We start from the raw sequence: 23,734 nt of genomic DNA on the forward strand, positions 1-23,734 counted from the left end.
TCATGTCCGATGTTCTGGAGGCGTCGGCTGTTGACGATTAATTAGTGGCGTCGCCGCGCCACTGCTCCACGCGGCGGATTCCATTCCCAACCTCTCAGCTTGTTCATCCGCTCCCAGCGGTCTGGATCAAGTTCGCCAGTCCGGTTGAGATGACGCTGTTGACTAACCCAAGCTGCGAGTCGGTAGCCGGTCTCGTCGACATAACCCTGCGGCGGCGGTGATCCGTTCCGCTGGAGGTACTCCACCAGACGGTCATGCCCTTCCTCCCACTTGCTGCGTCGACGGTCCCAGTCCCACCCGGGAAGGGCGGCCAGACGCTCGACGCGGTCCTTGGCGAGCCTTCCCTTGGTGAACTCAAGCCGTTGAGTCATCGCCCAGCTTCCGAGCGGGTAGCCGTCGACCACATAGCTGCGTTCGACCTTGGCGTCGCCGCGTTCTTTCACATACGCGATTAGGTGTTGGAAACCCTTCTCCCACTTCACGTCGTGGGAGTAGTTGTCCCATCCGGGAAGAGCCTGGAGCCGCCGCTGGCGGTCTTGGCTGAGCCTGGCGAACTTGACTCGGTTATTTACCAACCAGTTTCTCAACTTGAATCCGTGGGCTTCGTAGTCAATCGGAACCGCCACATTGCGATGAGCCTGCGCGAACTCACGGAGGTGCTGAAACCCTTCGTCCCACTTGGCTTCCCTCGCACTCCACACCCAACCCGGCAATTCGGCGAGTCGTTGGGCGCGATCCGACTCCAATCTCTTCTGGTTATGCCTGCTGCGTTGGGTATTGACCCACGATCCGAGGTTATAGCCGTCGACCAGGTAGGACTGTGGGACTCGGGCATCACCGTGGCGTTCCATGTAATCAACGAGTCGGCTGAACCCCTCCTCCCACCTGTCGGCGACGGGATCCCAAGTCCAGCCGGGCAACTCCATGAGTCGGCGTTCTCGGTCGGCGTCAAGCCTGCCTTTTTTGCGCTCTCCACGTTGGGTGGTCGTCCAGGTAGCGAGGGGGAAGCCATCGACGATGTGGGATCGCGGCACACGGGCGTGTCCGTGAATTTCGACAAAGTGCAGGAGGTGGCTGATCCCCTCTTCCCACCTGTCGACGAAGGGATCCCATGTCCAGCCGGCCAGCTCCTGCAATCGCTGTTGGCGATCAGCGTCAAGGGTGCCTTCCGAATGCTTGGAGCGTTGATGCACAACCCACGCGCCGAGTGCGTAGCCATCCACGGTGTAGGACGCTGGGGCGCGGGCGTCACCGTGAATCTCGACATAATCCACGAGTCGACGGAAACTCTCCTCCCACTTATCGACGAGGGTGTCCCATGTCCAGCCGGGCAGCTCCTGCAATCGCTGTTGGCGATCAGCGTCAAGGGTGCAGTCAGAGTACTTGCCGCGTTGTTTGATGACCCATGTACCGAGCCGGTAGCCATCGGCCGTGTAGGACAACGGGACACGGGCGTGTCCGTGATTTTCGACAAAGTGCAGCAGGTGACTGAAACCCAGCTCCCACTGGTCTGCCTTTGGTTCCCATGTCCAGCCAGGCAGGTTCTGCAGCCGTTGTTGGCGGTCGGTATCGAGGTTGCCTCTGGCGTACGTGGCGCGTTGCTTGTTGACCCACTTACCGAGCTGGTAGCGATTGACCTTGTAGGACTGTGGAACACGAGCATGCCCGTGGTCGTTGACGAACGATTGGAGTAATCCGAACCACTGCTCCCACGGGGTCGTAGTCTGCTCGATGAGACGTACCTCGAAAGCCGTGGCGAAGTCAGCCCCGATCTTCAGGGGTAGGTCGAGGTGAATCTTGTCAGGGAGTTTCGGGCTTCCGCCTCCGCGCCCCATCTCGCGGCGCAGGGTGTCGAGTTGCTCGCCGAGTTCAGTGTCGTGTGCGCGGAGGGCCTTTATGACATCCCATACCGGCTTGAATACAGATGATTCAAGGGCGATCTCGGGGTCCTCGTCGGTGTCGATAAACACGGGGATGACGATGGTTCCAACGTGCTTATCCGCCGACTTCCGGATCGCCCGTCCTACCGCCTGCACGATGTCCACCTCGCTTCGGCGGGGATCGATGAACGCAACACCGTCAAGCGTCGGAACGTCCACACCTTCAGCGAGGCAACGGGCATTGGACAGTAGCCCACGCTCCCCGTCGTTAAGCCGGCTCAGCTGTTGGAGCAGGACGTGGCGCTCACCGGCGGACATTTCACCGGAAGCGTGACGCGACCACAGCACACCCTTCGGGCGCTGCCGGACCGGCATCCATGCGATGACGTCGGGCATCTCAGCAGAGAACTCCCGTGAGCGCTTGACCCGAGAGTGGAACGAGATGACCTTGTGAAGGTCGTAGCGCCGCATTGCTTTCGCCAGGCCGATCTGTCCGGCCAGAGTCCGTGCGTCGGTGATCCTCTTTCCATCACGAGTAAGGAGCATTCCCTTCTCCGCCCATCGGAGGTACGTCTCATCGTCAACGCCGACAACGGCGACCTGGTAGTCAGTCAGCAGGTCACGGCAGATCGCCTCGCTGAAAGAGAGGCGGTAAAACACACTCCCGAATTGGGAGGGGTCATCCATAGAGGCGACTTCAAGGTCGGCTTCCTGCGCGGCCTTCAGCACCCTGCCTGTGTAGTAGCGCGGGGTGGCCGTCATAAACAACCGCCGCTGTGCCTTAATCGCCATCGCGTCGAGAACCGTTGCGAAATCCGATGATTCGACCCCCGCGACCCTGTGCGCTTCGTCGGCCACCACCAGATCGAACGCGGGCACACGTCCTAGAGCAAAGGCGGCGGCAATCTGCGGGGAAGACTGGTAGGTCGAGAACACCACAAGCGGTCCCGACCGGCGTCGCATGAAAGCAGCGATCTCAGACGGATCGGTGGTAACGGGCACGCCCAGCTCGCTCGTATGGCCGACCGCCGGGTCCGTGTCGGAAGCTCCCACCGTCTCGTCAGAGCAAACTGGCAGCGCGACGAACGGTACTTTCGCGTTGACCCGCCAGACCTGCATCGTCTGCTTCAGCAAGGACAGCGAAGGTACGAGGACCAGAGTCCGCCCGGCGGCGAGCTTCTCCCTAACGAAGAGAGAGGTCAAAGTCTTCCCTGTTCCGCACGCCATGATGAGCTGACCGCGATCCGACTTCGTAAAGCCCTTCATCACATCGCGGATCGCCTCGCGCTGATGTTCCCTCGGTCTGGCAGGCTTCGGAGGCCGTGATGGGCGAAGGTCGTTTGGATGGCGGGGCCAGTCCACCTCGGAGGTAAGCAGATCGGACAGCCCAACGAAACCGACCTTCTTCTCCTGGTCGTCCATCGTCCGCCGGGCAACGTGGTGCCGTTTGTCGGTGGTGGCGATCAGTAGTCGGTAGGAGAACACCGCCCTCGACGACTCGGACAGGAACTTGTCAACATCGGCTTTGGTGACGGCGTTCTCTGGTTTGTACGCCTTCGCCTGGATCGCCCACAACCGACCGTCTAGGTCCTCAGCGACGAGGTCTATACCGGCGTCGCCACCCCAACGACCGACCCACTCGTCCCAGAGCCACACACGGCGGAGGGTGCTCTTGTAGGTCGGGTCGTTGGTCAGAAACCACTGGCAGATGCGCTCGAACTGCCTGCCCTTGATGCGGTCGTCCGCGTCGAGCTGGCTAACCAAATCCGAGAATGCCCCCACAGTCGCGGATGCTAGAGGACACCGGCGACATAAGCCGACCAATTCGGCAGAAGGCGGGGCGGGTCAACCAGACCGCCGATCCTCACCAGGCCGCTAACGCTATGCCCAACGCTTACCGAACGCGGACCATTGGTTCGCCTGGGCGTTCGGGCCTCGCTCCCAAATTTTATCGCCGCTCATCTGGCCGCACGGTTTAACCGTCCCGCCAAATAGATGACCCGCGATTCGCATTCACTCAAAGAATGCAACCAACCCGCTTACGAATGCAAAACGTAGGCCGCTTGGAAGTCGGAAAATAACTCACTTCCAATGAAAGAAAAATAACAAGTGAATACAACCAAAGATCGAGCACGCGATATTGCGCGTCGTTTCGATGAACTGCAAGAACGTGCATCCAAGAACCTCACAATCAACGAGGGAAACGAATGGGATGCCGAATTTAAGCAGCTACAAGCCGAACTGGCTGGAGTGCAGCGAGATGAGCGTGTTGCCAAAGTCGTCGCCGCAGGAGGCAGCTCCAAGGGCTACGGCTCTGCAATTGCTGCCACGGGTGAATTGCCGCTGGGCGCTAAAGGTCTAGGCAAGGATGTTTATCCCCTGGGCCTGCCCAAGACCGAGGTTGACAAGGCACACGAGATTGTCATTAAGAATAAGGGCAATTACTCGATTGGCACTAAAGATATTCAGACCAAGACCACGACTTTCTCAACGGTCGATTCCCTCTTGGTCGCCCAGCAGGCTCCCGGCATTGTTGGCGAATACTTTGAGGCGCGCATTATTGATCACCTCCCGGTGACCGCGATCAGCGCCCCGAGCTATCAGTTTCTTCAGCACGATTTCACGTCCGATACAGGTGCTCCTGACTTTGTAGCTGAAGGGACCAGCAAGCCCCAGTGGAATCCCGCTGCGGACAAGGTTGTTGTTACCGCGCAGAAGATTGCCGGTTACTTCAATGAATCGTCAGAGTCTATGGCCGACGCTCCGCAGTGGCGGTCCTATCTCGTCAATACGATCTTCCGCAAGATTTCCGTTGTCGAGAACCACGCCGTCCTGTACGGCACCGTGTCGAGCAATCTCGGCATTCAGGGATGGTCTACCCAGTCGGGCATTTTGACGCACAATGCGACTACCGACCCCGCTGGCTCGACTAACCTCGACTCGCTCGAATTGGCGATTAACCAGATGCGTATTGAATCCGGCGTTTTCGCCACGCCCAACATTGTCATTATGTCCCCGACTACTTGGTCTGCTACCCGCAGGCTAAAGGATACTCAGGGCCGTTACATTGTGGGCGATCCGTTGCATGAGGCTGTCACTACGGTGTGGGGCGTTCCCGTTCTCACCACGACCGCCGCAACCGATGGCGATGCCTTCCTGGTGGATACGTCCAAGATGGGTTCTGTTTTGGTCCGCGAGGGCATTCAGACCCACATGGGATACGTGAATGACGGTCTGGTGACCAACATTCTCACAACCGTGGCTGAGGAGCGTCTGACGCTCGCAACGGTTATCCCGTCTGCGGTCAACTACGTGACGGGACTGGCTCACTAATGGCCTACGTTGACGATTTCGGTAATGAAATTCAGGCGTACACCACGGGCCTGCCCCCGGTGCATTCCCTGAGGGCTGCCAGCGCGACTAACGCCACGTCCACAGTGTTGGACGGCGCAGTCATGCGTACTAACTCCAACCTGGTCGTTGTGACCGGTGCCGGAGTTTCAGCCGGTGATGTGGAAATTCAGGGCAGCCTAGACGGCACCAACTGGTACGTCATCGGCCCCGCTCTGGCCGTCAGCGCCGCGTCAACGGTCTACCACCAGACGGGCACTGTTCCGGCTAGGTATTTCCGCGCTGTGGTCTCTACGGCGATTACAGGCGGCACTGTCGATGCCTTTATTGGCGTCACAGACTAGGTACGTACCTTTCGATGAACGGATGGCCCGCGAACGCAATGGCGGGATTGAGCCGTACATCGATTTGGTTGAACGCGGCGAGGGTAACCAATCCCTCGTCCGACTCCAGGCCGACGATGGCGCGGCAAATGCCGCACCCAACGATCAGTCCAAGAGGCGTGGTCGCAGGCCGCAACCTCCTACAGAGTAGGAAACAAACGGTTCCCGCCGTATAGGACGCCATGCCTTTAGCGGGAAATGCTGGTGAGTGTTTTAGTTCACTGCGACCGGCACAACGAATGCCTGAATAGGCTTCGGTCATAGGGGGAGGGAGAGACGGGTGATTACGTTTCTCCCTCCCTTCTAAAACTTTTCAGCTTCGCCTGATTGCTGCGCCCCCTCCTTGGCTGCGCTTCAGGCGATGGGGGCGCGATTCTCTCGCCGCGCCCCAGCCGGGGTGGCTTTTCCCTGACCCGCCCCGGCTTTTCAACTTCCCCCGCAGGTCCTCTTTTTCTCGTATTCCATCTGCGGGGTTCTATCTTCCCATTAAAAAACTCGTCTCCGCGACCAACTTTGATGGGACAGGGCCGACAATAAATGAGTTGGATACTTATAGAAATCGGTCCTCATTAGCCAGGGAGGGCGCGGAACAGTTTTAGACGGACGGAGACCGCGCCCTCCGCTGGTATTCATTTCTAGAATTTTTTGTAGCGGTTGCACGGTTGGCGCGCTAGCGTTTTGTTCATGGTTGAGAGAATGCGAAACGCTGGCACCTGCCACAGATGCGGACGGCCAATCAGGCAGCGCGTTGACGACTTCCCTGTGGACGGCCAGCCGTACGGCGACGCTGAGGTGTTGGAAGAACGGTGTACTCCTGGCTGTCCTGGCGTGAAAGAGCGACGGGACGCGAGGATGTCGTGAAGCTCCCTCGCTCATAACGAAAGCCCGCCCAGGCCGTATCTGACCTGGGCGGGCTTTTCGTGGGCGCTACGGGGCCTCTCAGCCGTTCATGACTGCCGCGATCCTCCGGTCTCGGGCATTCATCCTCTGGTTCTTGAAAAGCACTTTGTCCCAGAAGCGTGCGACTAGCTCGCTGATCAGCGCCCCGGTGCTGGCTGCCTGTACTTGATGTCATGTCATCTCCTCTCTGGTTCCCGTTATACCGAAAACTGTTGCCGTACAACAGCTGTACGGTCGAACCGCTTGGGGATCGACACCTCCCGGTCCTTGCCTGGCCCACCCTTGACGCGGAACTCAATCCCTGCGTCTCGCAGCATCGTGCGGCGTTCATCCCAGCCGGTGCCGTGCCACCGCTGACCCCACGTCACGCCCGTGCCAACCTGCGCCCAGTGCCCCTCGGTCTGAGGCTTGGCCTCTAGCCCTTTCATCTCGGCGGTAACGGCGTCTAGCTGGCGCTGTAGGACACCCCGCGCCGTGGGCGAATCGTTAGACCCCAGCTGCTCTGCCAGTGCCTCAAAGCGCCGTACAGCGTCCGCTAACGCCGTAACGGTGTCCTCCCCGGCAACCCACTGGCGATCTTGAATTTCCTTGTCGCCGTAGAAGTGCAACAGGGTGGTTTCGGCTGCCTGCTCAAGAAACTCTGCCTGCATCGTGACGGGGTGCTCACACTCCCGGTTCGCCCGGTAATAGGTGTACTGCTTGCCCCGCACAATCTTGGTGTCGAACCACAGCGAGGACCCGCACTCGGCACACTTCACCAGGCCCGACAGTGGCGAGGCGTCACGGCGAACGCCGACACCCTTGCTGGCGGAGTCCAGGGCCGCTTGCAACCGCTGGTAGGTCTCCAGGTCAATCAACTCGGGTCCGACCTTGATCGCCTTGCCGTCTGGACCGAGGTCACCACGCTTGTATTCACCGAGCATGGCGCGGTTGCGCAGAATGTTGCGTGTCGCGCTCTGGCTCCAGCGTGTGCTGCCACCGGGCTTATGCCGAGGCGGCGGTATGCCCTCGGTCTCCAGTTGGCGGCACACACGAGAGAGCGGCACACCATCGAGCACGTCCGCGACGATGCGGCGCACAACCTTGGCCTTCACCAGGTCGATGTCCAGGCGGCAACCATCCCCGTTCTTCACCACCCGGTAGCCGTACGGCGGCTTGCCGTGACCCCAGCGACCGACGCTGTGCAAATGCCGATGAGAGTCGGTAACGCGGGTCGATATGGCTTCAAGTTCCATCTGCGCCAGCGCCCCGAGGAATCCCGCTATCGCCAGGCCCATCGTTGTGGAGAGGTCTAGGGATTCAGTGATTGAGACGACAGTCTTGTCACGCTCACGCGCCCAGCGAAACAGGTCATTCAGGCCAAACATATTGCGGGCCAAGCGGTCTAGCCTCCAGGCGACGATGCCGTCAAACTCCGGCCAACGATTGTTGAGCCAGTCCCCGAACTGTGGCGTGTCGAACGGCGAGACCTTGCCCGATACGTCGATGTCCTCAGCCCATCCCACGATACGGTGACCGTGCATCGTCGCCCACTGCTCAATGTTTTCGCGCTGGCGTTCCACGCTGGTTGATTCATCGGTGTGGACCGAGAGCCGCACCCGCCCGAGGTAATTGCCCATGTGATCAGCGTAGACCCGTTTGTGGGGTCGGTGTCACTCGAAAGCCCGATGAGTAACACCACGACATGGTCGGTGCTCGGGCCGATCGTCGTCCTGGTCGGCGTCGTTCTGGCCGTCGCGGCCTGGCGCCCGCGCCGTTAGGCGGCGTACACCCAGTACGAAACCAGGATGATCGCGGCGACCACGTAGGTCGTCCACAGGACGATGATGGTGGTTCGCCTCGACTCGAACGGGGACATCGACTGCGGGGGGATGGGCGGGTCCGCCGGTTCTGAAGTCATCGGCGCGCTTGTACCCGGCGGTTCTTGCGATCAAACAGTTTTCTTACAGGAGTTCTCGGGCGGTGCGCAGCCGCTGCCGCCACCATGCGATGCGGCTGGCGTCGTCGACCGAGAATTCCGCCACCCGTCGCTGGTCGGGCGCCGGGGCCGAGGGCGCCACCGGCAGGAAACCGTCGTCCGAAATCAGCACGCGACCCGCGGGCACGATGTCGCCGGCCAGCGTCGCGACGGTGGCCAGGCCACTGGCGAACGGAAGCTCGGGCAGCGCACCGGCCAATGCCAGGCCGGCGGCCAACCCCATGCTGGTCTGGCCGACTCCCGACACCACGAAGGGGAGGTTGCACTTCTCGGCGAACCGCAATGCCCGGCGTGCCCCGCCCAGCGGAGCGGCGTCGAGCACCACGATGTCGGCGACCTCGGAGAGGGTCAAGCCGTCGCTGCTGAGGTCGGAAACGTCGACCGCGACGCGCACGTCGATCTGGCGGCGCAGCATGGCCAGTTCCGCCGCCGTCGCGCACGGCTGTTGCACGAACTCCAGGCCACCGGCGGCGGTGTCGAGCCACGGGATCACCGCAGCGGCGGTGTCGAGGTCCCAGGCTTGGGCGGCCACACAGCGGACGGCTGCGTCGGATCCGAGCGCCGCGCGCACCGCCGCGAGCCGATCGGCATCGTCGGGCTCACCGGTCACCACCACGTCGGCGGCACGGCAGGCGCTGCCTGCGGCGATCTCCCCCGCCTGCTCGGCGGTCACCGCGGGCACCGCCACCGATACGGCCACCCGGCCGCGGACCGGATCAGGCCAGCCGACAGTGCCATTCTCGATGGCCGAGGTCAGCCAGCGGGCGGCCACCAGATCACTGCTGTCGCGAGGCGGGCAGAACTCGCCCCAACCCTGCGGCCCCTCGACGAGCATTCCCTCGCAGCCGGGGAAGCCGCGATAGCCCTCGCGGGCCGGAATCGCGAAGACCGGCGCGCCGTCGAAGTCGATCATTTCCTTCATGCGCGGCGCTCAGGAGGCGGCCGGCGACCAGTAGGCCAGCATCTCCGCGAAGGTGTCGAAGGCCGGTCGCGACATTCCGTAGGTCGCCTCGAAGTGGATGCTCAGGGGGAACCCGAGATCGACGACACCGTCGATGACGCGCTTGTAGAGGTCGACCAGCAGCTGGCGCTTGACGGGTGGCTCGCTCTCGGCGAGCGTGCGCACGAAGTCCTGTTCGGCGGCGACCGCCGCATTGCCCGGGTCCTGGATCAGCCAGTTGATCAGGCCGACCCGGGACTCGACCTTGGGCACGAACCCGAACGACAGCAGGATCTCCGGGCGGTAGTCGGTAGTGGCGGCGAACTCGGTCAGGAAGCCGACGATCGCGTCGGAGTACAGCAGCTGCGTCATCCCGTAGGTGGCGCCCCGGCCGCATTTGAAACCGAACCGGCCGGCTTCCTCGGCACGGGTCGGAATCAGGATCGCGCCCCGGTTCGGGACGAGCTCGGAGAAAATCGTCAACGCGTCGGTGGGTGCGACGCCGGCGCCCTCGCCGTCGTTCATGGTCCGTGGAACCCCAACGAACGCAACACCTTCCATGCCGGCGTCCAGCAGAGCGGTCAGCCGGCTGACCAGTGTCGGCTCGTCCATGAAGGCCGTCACCTGGGTGCACAGACCGCGGACGCCGGGAAGTTCCGGAGAGATGCGCGACCAATAGTCGAGCACGTCGAGCTTGGGCTTCATCTCGATCGGACGGCCGCTGTCCTCTTCGATCATCCCGGGGATCATCACGTGCCCGATCCGCACACCGGTCTCGGCGGACAACTGCACGACCTTGCGCGCTTCCTCCAGCATCTCGTCCGGCGTGCGGTCGGTGTTGGGCGGCACGAGTTCGAGCGCGACGGTGTTGAGGGGCACGAAACTGCTCCTGACGAGACGACTGGTTCCGGGTGCGGTCCGGGGTGGCCGCCGGACGCGATCCGCCGATCACCATACAGATAGCCCGGTCGCGGCATTGATTCGACCGAAACGCGGTAGCTTTCAGCGATGCGTGGGAGTCGAACGGTTCGGCTGGTGGCACTGGCCGCCGTCGGTGTCATCGCCTTCCCGGCGTGCGGATCCACGAACAACGCTCCGGAGCCCAGTCCCAGGAGCGTCTCGGTGCAGCCCACCAGCAAGGCCACGATTCCCGGGCCGAACAGCTTCAGCCCGGCGCCGATCGCGCCGTTGAGCCCCACCGCCCGTCCGCGGAACACGCCCACACAACAGCCCTGACCTGGCCCGCAGGATTCGATAGCGATCAACTCTTGACCGATTCCAGAAAAGAGACGACTATCAAAACGTGACCTCCGTCTCGGATCTCTCCGACCAGCTGCGGGCAGCGCAGCTGAGGGTCACCCGCCCGCGGATCGCCGTCCTGGACGCCGTGCACTCACACCCGCACGCCGATACCGACACCATCTTCGGAGCCGTCCGCACCGGCCTGCCGGACGTATCTCGCCAAGCGGTCTACGACGTCCTGGCCGCGCTGACCGCGGCCGGTCTGGTCCGGCGCATTCAACCGTCCGGCTCGGTGGCGCGCTACGAGGCGCGCGTCGGCGACAACCACCACCACATGGTGTGCCGATCGTGCGGTGTCATCGGCGACGTCGACTGCGCCGTCGGGGACGCACCGTGTTTGACGCCGTCTGAGCACAACGGTTTCGTGCTCGACGAAGCCGAGGTCATCTATTGGGGCCTGTGTCCCGACTGCTCGGCCAAAGAACCTCCTGCGATCACATAAGTGATCACAGCCCAGTCAACAAAATGATGTGTGCAATGAGAAAGGGAAACAGTGTCCTCTGATACGTCCGCAAGCCACCCCCCGGCCCCGAACCAGGGCGCCTCGACCAGCGAGAGCGAGAACCCGGCGATCCCGTCGCCGACGCCGAAAGCACACGCGCCCCGGACCAATCAGGACTGGTGGCCAGATCAGGTCGACGTCTCCAAGCTGCACCCGCACTCGCCGTACTCCAACCCGCTCGGTGACGACTTCGACTACGCGACGGAGTTCGCCAAGCTCGACCCGGCGGCGCTGAAGGCCGACGTGCTGTCGGTCATCAACACCTCACAGGACTGGTGGCCCGCCGACTACGGCAGCTACGCCGGCCTGTTCATCCGGATGAGCTGGCACGCCGCGGGCACCTACCGCATCTACGACGGCCGCGGCGGCGGCGGTCAGGGCATGCAGCGTTTCGCCCCGCTGAACAGCTGGCCCGACAACGCCAACCTGGACAAGGCGCGCCGCCTGCTGTGGCCGGTGAAGAAGAAGTACGGCAACAAGATCTCCTGGGCCGACCTGCTGGTGTTCGCCGGCAACGTCGCGCTCGAGTCGGCCGGCTTCCAGACCTTCGGTTTCGGATTCGGCCGCCCCGACGTGTGGGAGCCCGAAGAGATCCTGTTCGGCGAGGAAGACGAATGGTTGGGCACCGACAAGCGCTACTCCGGTGAACGCGACCTGGCGGAGCCCTACGGCGCCACCACCATGGGTCTGATCTACGTCAATCCCGAAGGGCCGGAAGGCAATCCGGATCCGCTGAAGGCCGCGATCGACATCAAGGAAACCTTCGGCCGGATGGCGATGAACGTCGAGGAGACCGCAGCGCTGATCGTCGGTGGCCACACGCTGGGCAAGACCCACGGCGCCGGCCCGGACGAGGGCATGGGCCCCGAGCCCGAAGGCGCCCCGATCGAGCAGCAGGGCCTGGGCTGGAAGTGCCCGTTCGGTTCCGGCAAGGCCGGCGACACCGTCACCAGTGGGCTCGAGGTGGTGTGGACCACCACGCCGACCAAGTGGAGCAACGCCTACCTGGAGATCCTCTACGGCTACGAGTGGGAGCTGGTCAAGAGCCCCACGGGGGCATGGCAGTTCCAGGCCAAGGACGCCGAGGCGATCATCCCCGATCCGTTCGGTGGCCCCAACCGCAAGCCGACGATGCTCGTCACCGACGTCTCGATGCGGGTCGACCCGGAGTTCGGTGCCATCACCCGCCGCTGGCTGGATCACCCGGAGGAACTCAACGAGGCGTTCGCCAAGGCCTGGTACAAGCTGCTGCACCGCGACCTCGGTCCGATCAGCCGCTACCTCGGCCCGTGGGTGGCCGAGCCCCAGCTGTGGCAGGACCCCGTGCCGCCGGTGCAGGGCGAGCTGATCAGCGAATCCGACGCGGCAGAGCTGAAGGCGAAGATCCTGGACTCCGGGCTCACAGTTCCCCAGCTGGTCAAGACCGCGTGGGCCTCGGTGTCGAGCTACCGCAACACCGACAAGCGCGGCGGCGGCAACGGCGCCCGGCTGCGGCTGGAGCCGCAGAAGAACTGGGAGGCCAACGAGCCCGCCGAGCTGGCCAAGGTGCTGCCGGTGCTGGAGAAGATCCAGCAGGAGTTCAACTCCGGCGGCAAGACCGTCTCGCTGGCCGATGTGATCGTGCTCGGCGGCAACGCCGCGATCGAGAAGGCGGCCAAGGAGGCCGGTTACGCGATCGACGTGCACTTCGCACCGGGGCGGACCGACGCCACCCAGGAGCAGACCGACGTGGAGTCGTTCGCGGTTCTCGAACCGCGGGCCGACGGGTTCCGTAACTATGTACGGCCCGGCGAGAAGGCTCCGCTCGAGCAGTTGCTGGTGGAGAAGGCCTACCTGTTGGGTGTCACCGCACCCGAGCTGACCGTGCTCCTCGGCGGCCTGCGCGTGCTGGGCGCCAACCACGGCGGCAGCAAGCACGGCGTGTTCACCGACCGGGTCGGCGTGCTGTCCACCGACTTCTTCACCAACCTGCTCGACATGGGTACGGAGTGGAAGGTGTCGGCGAACGCCGAGAACGTCTACGAGGGCACGGACCGGACCACCGGTGCGCTCAAGTGGACGGCCACCGCCAACGACCTGGTGTTCGGCTCGAACTCGGTGCTGCGCGCCCTGGTCGAGGTCTACGCCCAGGACGACAACGCCGGCAAGTTCGTCGAGGACTTCGTCGCGGCGTGGGTCAAGGTCACCAACAACGACCGGTTCGACCTGTCCTGAACTCAGCGGTAAGCGAAACCCCGCGGGCATCGCCCGCGGGGTTTCGTCGTTGTAGCGCAATTACATTCGCGAATGTGCGGAGCTAGCGGCAGCCGCCCGCACTCACCCAGCGGCCGTTGTACCCCACGCAGCCGGTCACCGGCGGCGGCGGGGGTGGCGGAGGCGGCGGATAGTCCTCGGGCATCGGCGCGTAGTACGACGGCGGCGGCACATAGGGCGCCATCACATCGGACAGATTCGCGCAGCCACTGACCGTCACCCGCCGGCCGGCGCTGGCGCACACGTCGGCGTTAGCCTGACCGCCCGGCTGGATCGTCACGATCGCCGCCGGCACTCCGGTCAAGGCGAGCACGGCCGCGCCGGCCGCTCCCCAGGTTCGTATCGAATGTCGGGTCATCCGCTTCTCCTCCCCCTTGTGGGACGTGCAGCGGAGTATATCGGCGGACACGCCGGCGCCGGAGCAACAACGCGACCCCGACCAACAGCGCGAGCACCACCGCCCACGTCCAGGCGTTCGACCGGTAGACCCAGCCGGCCACCGCGCCCTGCAGCCGGCCCGCGGCGGCGATCACCGGATCGACAGGATCCGCCTGCGCGCTGAACAACCGGACCTCATAGAGGCCGTAGTAGCTGACGTAGAGCCCGACCACGATCAGCACCACCCCGCTGATCCGGTTGACGTAGGGCAGCAGTCGGCGCAGCCGGTCCACCAAAGCCGTACTGGTCAAAGCGATCCCGACCGCGAGCACGCCGACCACCAGGGCCAGTCCGGCGGCGTATGCGGTGTAGACCAGTATCGCGTCGACAGCAGAGCCGGTGCGCAGGGCGCTACCGGTGACGGCGAGGAAGGGGCCGATGGTGCATGACAGCGACGCGACGGCGTAACCCACGCCGTAGCCGAACATCGATCCCAGTCGAGCCGTGGGCGCCCATCGCCAGTTCGGGCTGACCGACTCCCACCGCAATTCCCGTCCCGACAACAACCAAATGCCAAGCAGGACAAGGGCGATGCCGATGACGATCGTCGCGTACGGCAGGTAACGCTGGACGACGCCGGCCACCGGGACCGTCAGCAGGCCGAACAGGCCGAACACCGCCAGGAAGCCCAGCGCCATGGCGGCGGTCGCCCCGAGCGCACGCCCCACCGCGGCGGTGCGGCTCGGATCCGCGTCCTCGCCGCGTACGACGAGCGTGAGGTAGGCCGGCAGCATCGCGAACCCACACGGGTTGAGCGCAGCCACCATCCCGGCGGCCAGTGCCAGGCCGGTCAGATTCGCGTCCACGTCGCGACTCAGGACGCCAGTGCGCGCACCCGGTCGCTGAGCTCCTGCTCCGACATGGCCGAGGTCGGGTTGTTCACGAACGTCGACGAACCGTCGGGGCGGACGAACACGTACGCCGGCTGCCAGGGCACGTTGAAGCGGGCCCAGATGGATCCGTCGGCGTCGTTGAGGTTGGTGAAGTTCAGGTTGTACTTCGACACGAACGCTTGCATCTGGCCGACGTCGGACCGGGCGGCGACGCCGACGAAGGTGACCTTGGGGTTGGCGGCGGCCACCTGGCTGACGTTGGGCGCCTCGGCGTTGCAGAACGGGCACCACGGTGTCCAGAACCACAGGACCGCGGGCTTGCCTTGCAGGCTCGCGCCGTTGAACGGCGCGCCGCTCAGCGTGGTGCCGGTGAACGCGAGTTGGTCGTCGGCGAGTGCCGAGGCAGGCATGGCGACGCCGACGGTCAGGGCGACCATGGCCGCGGCGAGTGCTCGGCGCATGAGTTTCATGACATGACCTCCTGGCAGCAGTCGGGTGGGACTGATTGTGGTGTCACGATTCCCGTGGGTGAACCGGTTCAATCCGGACGTCACAGTCTTGACACTTTACGTGACGTAACGGAACATAATTTCTCGTGAGCGCTCCGGACCGCGACGTGGCGGCAGGATTGGAACCGGTCCGAGGCCGGCCACGGGACCCGCGGACCGACTCCGCGATCATGGCGGCCACCCGTCGGTTGCTCATCGATGCCGGCTACGACCAGGTGTCCATGGAGTCCATCGCCCGTGCCGCCGGTGTCAGCCGCCCGACGATCTACCGGCGCTGGCCGTCGAAAGCCCACGTGGTGTTCGAAGCGGCGTTCGGAACCGACAGCGGCACACCCGGATTGCCGCGATCCGGAGACTTCGAGACCGATCTGCGCGAGTTCATCCGCGGCGCGGTCGCGTTCTGGCGCGAGCCGGCGGTCGAGGCCGCGACGATGGGCATTCTCGCCGAGCGGCGCCGCGACTCCGAATTGCACATCCGCACACAGCAATTGCTCGACGACAGGATTCGCGCCGAGCTCGCCGACCTGGTCCACGCGGGCGCTGAACAAGGGGTGGTGCGCGCCGACGTCGACACCGACACCCTGTTCAACGTGCTGGTCGGCACCACCTTCTACAGCGCGCTCGTCGACGGGCGCGATGACACCGAACACCTGGTCGACAAGCTCTGCTCCCTGGTCATGCAGGGTGCGCAGGAACGAGAAAGGCAATGACGATGGCAGACGACGAATTGTCGACCGCTTTCCACGAACTGCTCGACGAACTCGGGGCGCTCGAACGCAAGTTCCTGACGAGTGATCCCCCACTATCCGAGGCCGACATCCTCGACGGGTATCGGCTGACGTTCAGCCTGCTGCGGGTGGCGGTCGACACCTATGTGTGGGGAGACAAGGACAACCCGCGATTCGTCGACGTCATCGGGCCCTATCAGCGCTGGGGAGGCGACAACTCGGACGCGTTCTATCAGCTGGCCCCGATCGACGCCGCCCGTACCTACCGGGTCACCGGCAATCGCGGTGACTCGGTCTACCTGTCGATCACCGTCTACGGCGGTCCCGACGACGGGCACTACAGCAATCGCATCGTCGGAACGATGAATGACCGCTCGCTGGAATTCGACGACGACGGCAACTTCGAGTTCACGATCAGCCCCGACCCGCAGCCCGGGGCCTGGCTCAAGCTGGAGCACGACGCCGTCGTCGCGCTGACCCGTGACTACCTGAACAACCCCGAGACGGACCGCCGCGTGCAGTGGACGATCGAGGCGATCGATCCGCCCGCCCGCAAACGTGACGACCGCGCCGACCTCATCCGGCGGCTGCGGGCCGCGCGGACGTGGCTCACCGAGCAGTACTCGTTCATCCCCACCACAGTGGAGCCGGCCAATGAGATCGCCGAGCCCTACCCGGTTCCGCAGCAGACCTACGGTTGGGCAGCCGGCGACGCCGCGTACGCGATGGGCGCCTACGAGTTGGAGCCCGGGCAGGCGCTGGTGATCGAGGGCACGTCGCCGGAATGCGTGTTCTGGAACCTGTGCCTGTGGAATCCCTTCCTGCACACCTACGATTACACCTACGAACGGGTCACCATCAACGGTGCGCACGTCACCTACGAACCCGACGGGTCGTGGCGAATCGTGGTCAGCGACACCGATCCCGGCCATCCCAACTGGGTGTCGACGGCCGGGCGAAGCAAGGGCCTGATCTGGTTGCGCTGGTTCCTGCCCGAGGAGACCCCGAAGCGACCGACCTGCCGGGTCGTCGACGTCGCCGAGGTCTCGGCGTGACCACCGACGTGCAGCGCCCCAAGCCGATCAGGTTCACCGACCTCGCCCACCCGGTGTTCCCCGACGCCGCTGCGCCAATCCGCGAGGCGCTCGCCGGCTATGGATCGATCCTCGAGCTGACCTCAGATGCCTTGCTGGCCACTGCAACTGAGCGCACCGGGCTGCACAGCTGGGGCGACGACAGCTTCCGCGAACGGCTGGACGTCCTGACCGCGTCGCTGCGTGAGGAGGCCGGGCTGTCCGACGTCGGAGTCGCCGTCGTCTTCGAGCAACTCGTCGGGAACCTGGTGAACCGGCTGCGGCTGGAGGCCCTGATCGCCGAGCACCCCGAGATCGAGGACATCGAGATCGCCCGGCCGATCATCATCTGCGGCCTGCCCCGCACCGGCACCACGCACCTGCACAACCTGATCGCCGCAGACCCGAACATGCGCTATCTGCCCTACTGGGAAAGCCTGGAGCCCTTCCCCGCACCCGGCGAAGACGGTCAAGCGCGCCGCGACCGATGCACGGCAGGACTCGAGTTGATCGACACCACGATGCCGGAATTCAAGCGCATGCACGACATGACCGTCGATCACGCGCACGAAGAGATCCAGCTGTTGGCCAACGACATCTCCGGCATGCTCTTCGAAACCACCTACTATCTGCCGTCTTTCGCCGCACACTACAAAGCCCACGACCAGGGACCGTCGTACGCCTACCTGAAGCGTCAACTGCAGGCCATGCAGTGGTTGCGCGGCGGCACCCGGTGGGTGTTGAAGTCACCGCAGCACCTCGAGCAGTTCCCCACCCTGTACGCGACGTTCCCGGATGCGACTTTCGTTGTGACGCATCGCGATCCAGTCGAAGTGACCCGATCGATGGTCACGATGATCGCCTACGCGTCCCGCATGGCGTGTGCCGAGCCGGATCCGATCAAGATTGCGCGGTATTGGTTCGACCGGGCCGATGACCTGTTCAGCGGCTGCGTGCGCGACCGCGACGTGCTGCCGGCCAGCCAGTCGATCGATGTGCGGTTCACCGACTTCATGGCCGACGAGCAGGGCACCCTGTCGGCCATCTACACGCTGGCCGATCAGCCGTTCGGGGATGACGTGCGCGCCGCGATGGCCGACTTCATCGCCGAGCACCCACGCGGCCGCTACGGCGAGGTGATCTACGACCTGGCCGATGTGGGACTCGACGCCGGTGAGGTGGCCGAACGACTGCGCCCCTACCGGGACCGGTTCATCGGCTGAGGCCGGGACATTCGCGCCAGCCGGGTGCGGTCGACCAGCACGCAGCCGTGCACCTCTGCGAGTTGTTCGGCGGCTCTGGTGTAGCGATGGTTGGACACCACCATCGTCGCCGCGCAGTCGTGGACGGCGGCACCGGCGACCACCTGCTGAATCGCGGAGCCGTTGACCACGCGATTCTGCCGCTTACATTGCACCGCGGTCCGGGTGCCGTCCTTGGTGGCGATCAGGTCGACGCCGAAATCTCCCGTTGCCCTTGTCAGTTCGACGGTATAGCCGATCCCCCGCAATACGGCCGCGACATAGTGCTCGAATTCGACACCGGTCATGGCGTCCACGGCCGCCTGCCCGGTGGCCCGGTACAGCGCGTCGCGCCGGATATCTCGGCGGTGGTCGAGCCAGACCAGCAGGGCGCGCCAGGCAGACACCACGACCGCGACCGCACTCAGCGCGGCCAGCACCCACGCGGCCGTGTTCAGCACACCGATCAACGTCAACAACGCGGTCGTGACCACCCACAACCCCAGCCACTGCAGCGCCGTCGTCACCGCGGCCGAGCCCTCGCGCACGCCGTCACGCTAGCGGCGCCCCCTGACAGGCAATTCCAGCGACGAGGCACAGCAGCCAAATCGTGACCCGTTCGCATCGAGTTTGGCGTCATCGCACCCATACAGTGCTCAGATGCTCGCAATTCTCCGGTTCAATTTCGCCTCTCCAGGCGGAGATCCCGGCGTTCAGGGTGAATTGCTTTCCGCCGCATTGGAGTTGGCACAATTCGGCGACCGGCACGGCGTCGCGGCGATCAGCGTCGACGAACATCACGTCACCGGCCACGGTTGGAGCTGCAATCCGGTGATGATCGCCGGGATGTTCCTGGCCCGCACGGCCAATATCTTTGCCAGCATCGACTGCGCGCTCGGGCCGTTGTGGAACCCCGTCCGGATGGCCGAGGACATCGCGCTCGTCGACGCCATGAGCCAGGGCCGACTGCACACCACCGTCGGCCTGGGCTACCGCGAAGAGGAGTACCGGGCGCTCGGGGTGGACTTCGGTCGCCGCGGCGAACTGATGGATGAGCTTCTGGAAACCATGCTGGCCGCGTGGACCGGTGATACCGGCGTCGTATCGGGGACCTGGTCCAAGCCGCACCCTCCGCTCTATGTCGGCGGCGGTGTTCGCGCCACCGTTCGCCGGGCGGTGCGGTTCGGCCTACCCCTGAGCCTGCCCGACCACCGGCCCGACCTCGCGGAGTACTACTCGGAGCTGTGCCGAGAAGCGGGCCTGCGCCCGTTCGTCCTCATGCCGCCCGCGGTGAACCGCGGAATGATCTATCTGCACTCCGATCCCGAGCGCGCCTGGGCCGAACTCGGTAGCCACATTCTGTGGGAGGCGGTCACGTATGGAGCATGGTCCGACGACCCGTCCCGGTCGTCCATGCATCTGCCGGGAGTGCAGACCCTGGAGGAAGTTCGGGCCTCCGGCAGGTACCGATTCCTCACGCCCGACCAGTTGATCGACGAAGTGCGCGCAACGGCAAACTACGGCCCGATCGTGATGCATCCGCTGGTCGGAGGCATGCCCGTGGAGGAAGCGTGGAAGTCCGTAACTTTACTTACAGACGACGTTCTGCCGGCGCTGCGTTAGCCGCCTCGACGGTCGACGTTGCCCGTTTGGGTGCTAGCTGGCGAAAGTTGGGTTCTTAACAGAGTTTTAGCCACTGCTCCCGGTGACCTTAGATTTGCGGCATAACGTTTGGGTCAAGTTGAGGCGGTCTACAACCGTCACACACGCACCAAGACCGAAACGAGGCGCCCCATGACGAGCTTTACGTCGCGATACGGAAACCCCGCTGTCGACTACGAGGGCGCCCATATCCGAGCACACTCGCGCCACATGGCGACGGTTGTCGCGGTCAGCGGACGCATCGATTCCGTCAACGTCGACCGGGTGACCGAATGCGCGAAGCGACTGGTGCTCGCCGAGAAGCCGTTCGTTCTGGACCTGTCCGGGGTGAGCTCGTTCGCTCCGCACGCCATCCGGTTGCTGTGCGACATCGACGACGTCTGCACCGCCGCCGGTGTGGAATGGGCCGTGGTCGGTAGCGACGCGGTGAACCGTCGGCTGCGCCGTGACAGCGATGTCGTGTTCCCGGTCGTGGGTTCGGTCGCCGAGGCCGAGCACGAGTTCGACGACGCGGTTCTCAACCGTCGCCGGCTGCTGCTCCCCCTGCTGAGCAAGACTGCCTGATCCCCACGCTCACCCGCGGGTGAGCAGCTCGCCGAGGGCGCGCATATGCGCGTCGGTCGTGCCACAACATCCGCCGACGACGGGAACGTCGTAATCGCGTCGTAGGTCGTTCATGGCCGTGGCGAACTCGGTCGGCGGGTCGCTCTCTGCGTGGTCGAGTGCCACCAGCTCGGCGGGGCTCAGCACCGAGCCGTTGGCCTTCACCTCCCGAATCCGGGTGACCGCGTCACCGCAGGCGTCCAGCGCGCGAGCGGCAACCGTGGGGTGGATGCACGACAGTGAGAAGTACGTCGGTGCCGCTTCGTCATCCACTCGGCGGATGGCCTCGGCCAGCGTCGTCCCGTCCAGTACCCGGGTATCGGCGCCGAGCACCCAGGACACGACGAACGGCAAGCCGGTGCGCTCCATCGCCCTGGCCGCGCCGATCGCTTCGTCGACGGCGGGGAATGTGGCCGCGAACAGGAAGTCCACCCCGGCCCCGGCGAGGGATTCGATCTGCGGTCGGTGGTAGGCGTCGGCAGCCGACGCCGAGGGCGCCTCGGCGGGCAGGTAGGCGTCGCCCGCCGGGCCGAGGACCCCGGCGATCCACGCCGGTGGGCCGGTATGACCGTCGAGCAGCTGCCGGTGAAAGGCGGCCGCGGCACGGTTGAGCCGCTCGACCGCCTCGATACCGCCGAGACCGGCACGTCGGGTGTGGTTGACGCTCGCGCGAAACGTCGGTGTGCCGATCACCACCGGCACGCCGGTCGCCGCCGCGGCATCGAGATAGCTCTGATAGATCGCGCGCAGTGCCGGCTCACCCTGCGGGTCGCCGACCAAACCGGCCACCTGGATGTCGGGGTTCATCGTGATCGACGTCTCGAACATGATCCGCGTCTCGATGCCGCCGTCGGTGAGCACCGGCATTCCACTGGCTACCGCATCGCTGAAGCTGGGCATCCGCTGACGTTAACTCAGTCCGGTCCAAGGGGGTCCGCGGCCGGGTTACCCTAGTTGACGTGGGTCGAATAACCAATGTGATCGCAATCAGCGCGCTGGCCGTCAGTGCCGGCGTCCTCGGCGGCGGGATGGCAGCCGCCGATCCGACCACCACTCCGGCGCCCACACCGTCACCCACCGGTCCCGCACCGGGCCCGGTCGCCGCCGCGGCCCCCTCCGAGTTCCCCGGCGCGACGCCGGCGCCCGCACCGGCCGGCGCACCCAAGACCACCATCGACAGCGACGGCGTCTACAAGGTCGGCGTCGACATCGTCCCGGGCACCTACGCCTCGGCGGGCCCGGTCGCGGGCGGCGCCTGCTATTGGAAGCGGACCGGCGGCCCCGACGGGCAGACCAACGTGGACAACGCGCTCACCAAGAAGCCCTCCGTGGTGCAGATCGATCCGGGCGACGTCTCGTTCAAGACCGACGGCTGCCAGCCGTGGACCCTGACCGACGCCCAGCCGCCCGCGCCCGCCGGGCCGCTGCTGTCCCAGCTGCAGCTGCGCCACGCTTTGGACACCCTCAACGGCATGGCCGGCGCATCCGGGCAGGGTCAGCTGCCGCCGTACTGAGTTAGGTCGCGCCGGCGCCGCACTGTCAGACGCCGTTTCCATAGCAGCACCGCACAACCGGCGATCGTCGCCGCCACCACGACGCGCGTCCACTGCGACGGCTGCCCGGCCGGCTGATCCGGCTGGCCGGCACGAGATGTGCGGATCGATGAATCAACCGTGGCCCGGTCGCCACCGGCGTTGGATGAGCCCACGTCACCCTCACCGGCGGGATGCGCTGCACCATCACCGGCCGGAGGCCACGGGTATGTCCAGTTGCTATGGGCTGCTGCTTCTTCAGCCGCTTCGTTCGTGACCTGCCGCTGCTGTCGCTGTTCCGGATCCAGTCCCACCTCGCACCTCCTCGTCTGCGTCGCGCACGATCGCAGCCGCTCACAACTGACGGCTGATGGTGGATTCCCGCTGCGGCACCCGCCCATGCGTCGGCTGGACATCTCTGCCGTCGCCAGGTGAACGCCTCCTACGTCGCGCCCACCCCCCAATGCAGCACGCGCGAGGTGAATAGGACCAGGCCGAGCGACACCACGGCCACCACGACCAAACCGATGACCGCCACCACCAGCGGACGCCACCCGGTCCGGGCCAGTTCGCGGACGTTGGTGTTGAGCCCGACGCCCGCGAACGTCAGCAGGAACGCCCATTTCGAGACGTTGCCCAGGTTCGCGATCTGTCCCTTGCTCAGCAAGTGGGCCGTGGCGAGAGTCGACACCGCCAGGAAGCCCAGCACGAACTTCGGGAACTTGTCCCACACGAATCTCGCCTTGGCCCCGAATCCGGGGGCCAGCTCGTCGGCCTCACCCTTCGAGGCCCAGTACAGTGCGAAGCCCAGCACGACGAACCCGATCAGCGCATTGCGGACCGACTTCACCAGCACGGCCAGCTTGCCGGCCTCTTCGGAATACAGGTAGCCGGTCGCGGTGGTCTCGGCGGTGTTGTCGACGGCCAGACCGGCCCACAACCCGAACTCATGGCTGGACAGTCCGAGCGCGTGCCCGATGAGTGGCAGCGTGAACAGGGCGACGGCGCCCAGCGCCAGGATCGCCGCGATCGCGTAGCTGACATCGGAGTTGCGCGCTCGGATGGCGCCCTTGGATGCCACGATGGCCGACACCCCGCAGATGGAGGTGCCGATGGCCAGCAGCGAGCCCAACTTGCCGGACAGCCCGAAAGCCTTGGCGGCCAACAGGATGATGGTGCCCGCGATCGCCATGTCCAGCAGGATCTGCACCAGTGAGATGCCGCCCAGCTTGACGATGTCCCCCAGGACGAACCGCGCACCGAGCGCGACGATGCCGATCTTCAGCCAGAATTCGTAAGTCTGCACGCCTGGCCGGAAAACCCGATGCAGCCCAACGGTATTGGTGATCAGCAGGCCGATCACGATGGCCCACAGCACGTACTCGATGTCGGGAACAGTCCAATGTTCTTTCTTGGCAAGCGCATTCCACCAGATCTGCGCGTACTTGCCGAGCAGGCCGATGCCGATGAGCAGCAGCACACCCGGGACGTAGTCCAGCAGGTTGCGGCTGGTGAAGATCGGTTGTTCTTCGGAGGTCTCTGCGACGCCGGCTGTGGTCATGAGGTCACCACGGGATCTTGGGAAGGACGTCGGCGACGGCGAGGACGACGAAGACGCCGGCGACG

General features: G+C 64.8%; 23 protein-coding genes. 11 read left to right on the plus strand and 12 right to left on the minus strand.

The features are described 5' to 3' along the window. Nucleotides 1-41: 41 nt before the first annotated feature. Nucleotides 42-3,662, minus strand: coding sequence for a DEAD/DEAH box helicase (locus K0O64_RS15255; protein WP_220045598.1), 3,621 nt, complete (start codon nucleotides 3,660-3,662; stop codon nucleotides 42-44). A gap of 327 nt (nucleotides 3,663-3,989) precedes the next feature. Here K0O64_RS15255 and K0O64_RS15260 point away from each other — a divergent pair, with 327 nt between their 5' ends. Then, nucleotides 3,990-5,213 (plus strand): phage major capsid protein, encoded by a 1,224-nt coding sequence (locus K0O64_RS15260; protein ID WP_220045599.1) that lies wholly within the window; start codon nucleotides 3,990-3,992, stop codon nucleotides 5,211-5,213. Continuing rightward, nucleotides 5,213-5,575 carry a hypothetical protein gene (locus K0O64_RS15265; RefSeq protein WP_220045600.1) on the plus strand — a complete coding sequence of 121 codons (363 nt, stop codon included), beginning with the start codon at nucleotides 5,213-5,215 and terminating at the stop codon, nucleotides 5,573-5,575. The genes K0O64_RS15260 and K0O64_RS15265 overlap by 1 nt, the downstream gene beginning before the upstream one ends. Before the next feature lie 1,136 nt (nucleotides 5,576-6,711). Here K0O64_RS15265 and K0O64_RS15270 read toward each other — a convergent pair. The 4 genes from K0O64_RS15270 to K0O64_RS15290 form a co-directional block, all read right to left on the minus strand. Next, the gene (locus K0O64_RS15270) at nucleotides 6,712-8,133 is read right to left on the minus strand and encodes a recombinase family protein (RefSeq protein WP_220045601.1); all 1,422 of its coding nucleotides are present in this window, start codon (nucleotides 8,131-8,133) and stop codon (nucleotides 6,712-6,714) included. Nucleotides 8,134-8,270: 137 nt separating this feature from the next. Continuing rightward, on the minus strand, nucleotides 8,271-8,414 hold the full coding sequence (locus K0O64_RS15280) for a hypothetical protein (protein WP_156909752.1): 144 nt from the start codon (nucleotides 8,412-8,414) through the stop codon (nucleotides 8,271-8,273). A gap of 43 nt (nucleotides 8,415-8,457) precedes the next feature. Beyond that, the gene (locus K0O64_RS15285; protein WP_220045602.1) at nucleotides 8,458-9,414 is read right to left on the minus strand and encodes an enolase C-terminal domain-like protein; all 957 of its coding nucleotides are present in this window, start codon (nucleotides 9,412-9,414) and stop codon (nucleotides 8,458-8,460) included. A 9-nt stretch (nucleotides 9,415-9,423) separates the two neighbouring features. Then, nucleotides 9,424-10,311, minus strand: a complete 888-nt coding sequence (locus tag K0O64_RS15290) for a mycobacterial-type methylenetetrahydrofolate reductase (protein WP_071944563.1) — start codon at nucleotides 10,309-10,311, stop codon at nucleotides 9,424-9,426. A 129-nt stretch (nucleotides 10,312-10,440) separates the two neighbouring features. On the opposite strand from K0O64_RS15290, the gene K0O64_RS15295 reads away from it, so the two are divergent. The 3 genes from K0O64_RS15295 to katG all read left to right on the plus strand — a co-directional run bounded on the left by K0O64_RS15295 (nucleotide 10,441) and on the right by katG (nucleotide 13,450). Beyond that, on the plus strand, nucleotides 10,441-10,668 hold the full coding sequence (locus K0O64_RS15295; protein ID WP_125477439.1) for a hypothetical protein: 228 nt from the start codon (nucleotides 10,441-10,443) through the stop codon (nucleotides 10,666-10,668). A 67-nt stretch (nucleotides 10,669-10,735) separates the two neighbouring features. Beyond that, nucleotides 10,736-11,176 (plus strand): Fur family transcriptional regulator, encoded by a 441-nt coding sequence (locus K0O64_RS15300; RefSeq protein WP_071944559.1) that lies wholly within the window; start codon nucleotides 10,736-10,738, stop codon nucleotides 11,174-11,176. Between the two features lie 51 nt (nucleotides 11,177-11,227). After that, nucleotides 11,228-13,450, plus strand: coding sequence for a catalase/peroxidase HPI (gene katG / locus K0O64_RS15305; protein WP_071944557.1), 2,223 nt, complete (start codon nucleotides 11,228-11,230; stop codon nucleotides 13,448-13,450). An 82-nt stretch (nucleotides 13,451-13,532) separates the two neighbouring features. Here katG and K0O64_RS15310 read toward each other — a convergent pair whose 3' ends face one another. The 3 genes from K0O64_RS15310 to dsbE are packed head-to-tail and all read right to left on the minus strand — an operon-like array spanning nucleotide 13,533 to nucleotide 15,221. Further along, nucleotides 13,533-13,832: a hypothetical protein gene (locus K0O64_RS15310; protein WP_396929041.1), complete on the minus strand. Its 300-nt coding sequence runs from the start codon at nucleotides 13,830-13,832 to the stop codon at nucleotides 13,533-13,535. Beyond that, nucleotides 13,741-14,733: a cytochrome c biogenesis CcdA family protein gene (locus tag K0O64_RS15315; RefSeq protein ID WP_083542614.1), complete on the minus strand. Its 993-nt coding sequence runs from the start codon at nucleotides 14,731-14,733 to the stop codon at nucleotides 13,741-13,743. The genes K0O64_RS15310 and K0O64_RS15315 overlap by 92 nt, the downstream gene beginning before the upstream one ends. A gap of 8 nt (nucleotides 14,734-14,741) precedes the next feature. Then, nucleotides 14,742-15,221 carry a disulfide bond-forming protein DsbE gene (gene dsbE, locus K0O64_RS15320; protein WP_425574788.1) on the minus strand — a complete coding sequence of 160 codons (480 nt, stop codon included), beginning with the start codon at nucleotides 15,219-15,221 and terminating at the stop codon, nucleotides 14,742-14,744. A 134-nt stretch (nucleotides 15,222-15,355) separates the two neighbouring features. Between dsbE and K0O64_RS15325 the strand changes: the two genes are divergently transcribed. From K0O64_RS15325 to K0O64_RS15335, 3 genes are read left to right on the plus strand one after another with little or no spacing between them, the layout of a single operon-like run. Then, complete coding sequence (locus tag K0O64_RS15325; protein ID WP_071944551.1) at nucleotides 15,356-15,979, plus strand: TetR/AcrR family transcriptional regulator; 624 nt, start codon at nucleotides 15,356-15,358, stop codon at nucleotides 15,977-15,979. Beyond that, nucleotides 15,976-17,052, plus strand: a complete 1,077-nt coding sequence (locus K0O64_RS15330; protein ID WP_071944549.1) for a DUF1214 domain-containing protein — start codon at nucleotides 15,976-15,978, stop codon at nucleotides 17,050-17,052. The genes K0O64_RS15325 and K0O64_RS15330 overlap by 4 nt, the downstream gene beginning before the upstream one ends. Continuing rightward, the gene (locus K0O64_RS15335; RefSeq protein WP_071944547.1) at nucleotides 17,049-18,293 is read left to right on the plus strand and encodes a sulfotransferase family protein; all 1,245 of its coding nucleotides are present in this window, start codon (nucleotides 17,049-17,051) and stop codon (nucleotides 18,291-18,293) included. Before K0O64_RS15330 ends, K0O64_RS15335 begins: the two co-directional genes overlap by 4 nt. On the opposite strand, the gene K0O64_RS15340 is transcribed toward K0O64_RS15335, so the two are convergent. Next, nucleotides 18,269-18,859, minus strand: a complete 591-nt coding sequence (locus K0O64_RS15340; RefSeq protein WP_071944545.1) for a restriction endonuclease — start codon at nucleotides 18,857-18,859, stop codon at nucleotides 18,269-18,271. The two genes, K0O64_RS15335 and K0O64_RS15340, sit on opposite strands and share 25 nt — an antisense overlap. A gap of 112 nt (nucleotides 18,860-18,971) precedes the next feature. Here K0O64_RS15340 and K0O64_RS15345 point away from each other — a divergent pair, with 112 nt between their 5' ends. Together K0O64_RS15345 and K0O64_RS15350 are read left to right on the plus strand one after the other, a co-directional pair. Beyond that, nucleotides 18,972-19,934, plus strand: coding sequence for an LLM class flavin-dependent oxidoreductase (locus tag K0O64_RS15345; protein WP_071944543.1), 963 nt, complete (start codon nucleotides 18,972-18,974; stop codon nucleotides 19,932-19,934). A 249-nt stretch (nucleotides 19,935-20,183) separates the two neighbouring features. Continuing rightward, a complete protein-coding gene (locus K0O64_RS15350; RefSeq protein WP_321189709.1) occupies nucleotides 20,184-20,537 on the plus strand; it encodes an STAS domain-containing protein in 354 nt (117 codons plus the stop codon). Between the two features lie 9 nt (nucleotides 20,538-20,546). Here the strand turns inward: K0O64_RS15350 and K0O64_RS15355 are convergent, their stop codons facing one another. After that, entirely contained in the window at nucleotides 20,547-21,476 is a 930-nt protein-coding gene (locus K0O64_RS15355; RefSeq protein ID WP_083542613.1) for a homocysteine S-methyltransferase family protein, read from the minus strand. Between the two features lie 128 nt (nucleotides 21,477-21,604). On the opposite strand from K0O64_RS15355, the gene K0O64_RS15360 reads away from it, so the two are divergent. Next, entirely contained in the window at nucleotides 21,605-22,090 is a 486-nt protein-coding gene (locus K0O64_RS15360; protein WP_425574787.1) for an Rv1352/Rv1906c domain-containing protein, read from the plus strand. Here K0O64_RS15360 and K0O64_RS15365 read toward each other — a convergent pair. Both K0O64_RS15365 and K0O64_RS15370 read right to left on the minus strand, forming a co-directional pair. After that, nucleotides 22,072-22,422: a hypothetical protein gene (locus K0O64_RS15365; RefSeq protein ID WP_071944537.1), complete on the minus strand. Its 351-nt coding sequence runs from the start codon at nucleotides 22,420-22,422 to the stop codon at nucleotides 22,072-22,074. The two genes, K0O64_RS15360 and K0O64_RS15365, sit on opposite strands and share 19 nt — an antisense overlap. A gap of 128 nt (nucleotides 22,423-22,550) precedes the next feature. Beyond that, nucleotides 22,551-23,669 (minus strand): YeiH family protein, encoded by a 1,119-nt coding sequence (locus K0O64_RS15370; protein ID WP_071944535.1) that lies wholly within the window; start codon nucleotides 23,667-23,669, stop codon nucleotides 22,551-22,553. Nucleotides 23,670-23,734: the final 65 nt, after the last annotated feature.

This window comes from Mycolicibacterium pallens (genome assembly GCF_019456675.1).
Taxonomy (GTDB): Bacteria; Actinomycetota; Actinomycetes; order Mycobacteriales; family Mycobacteriaceae; genus Mycobacterium; species Mycobacterium crocinum.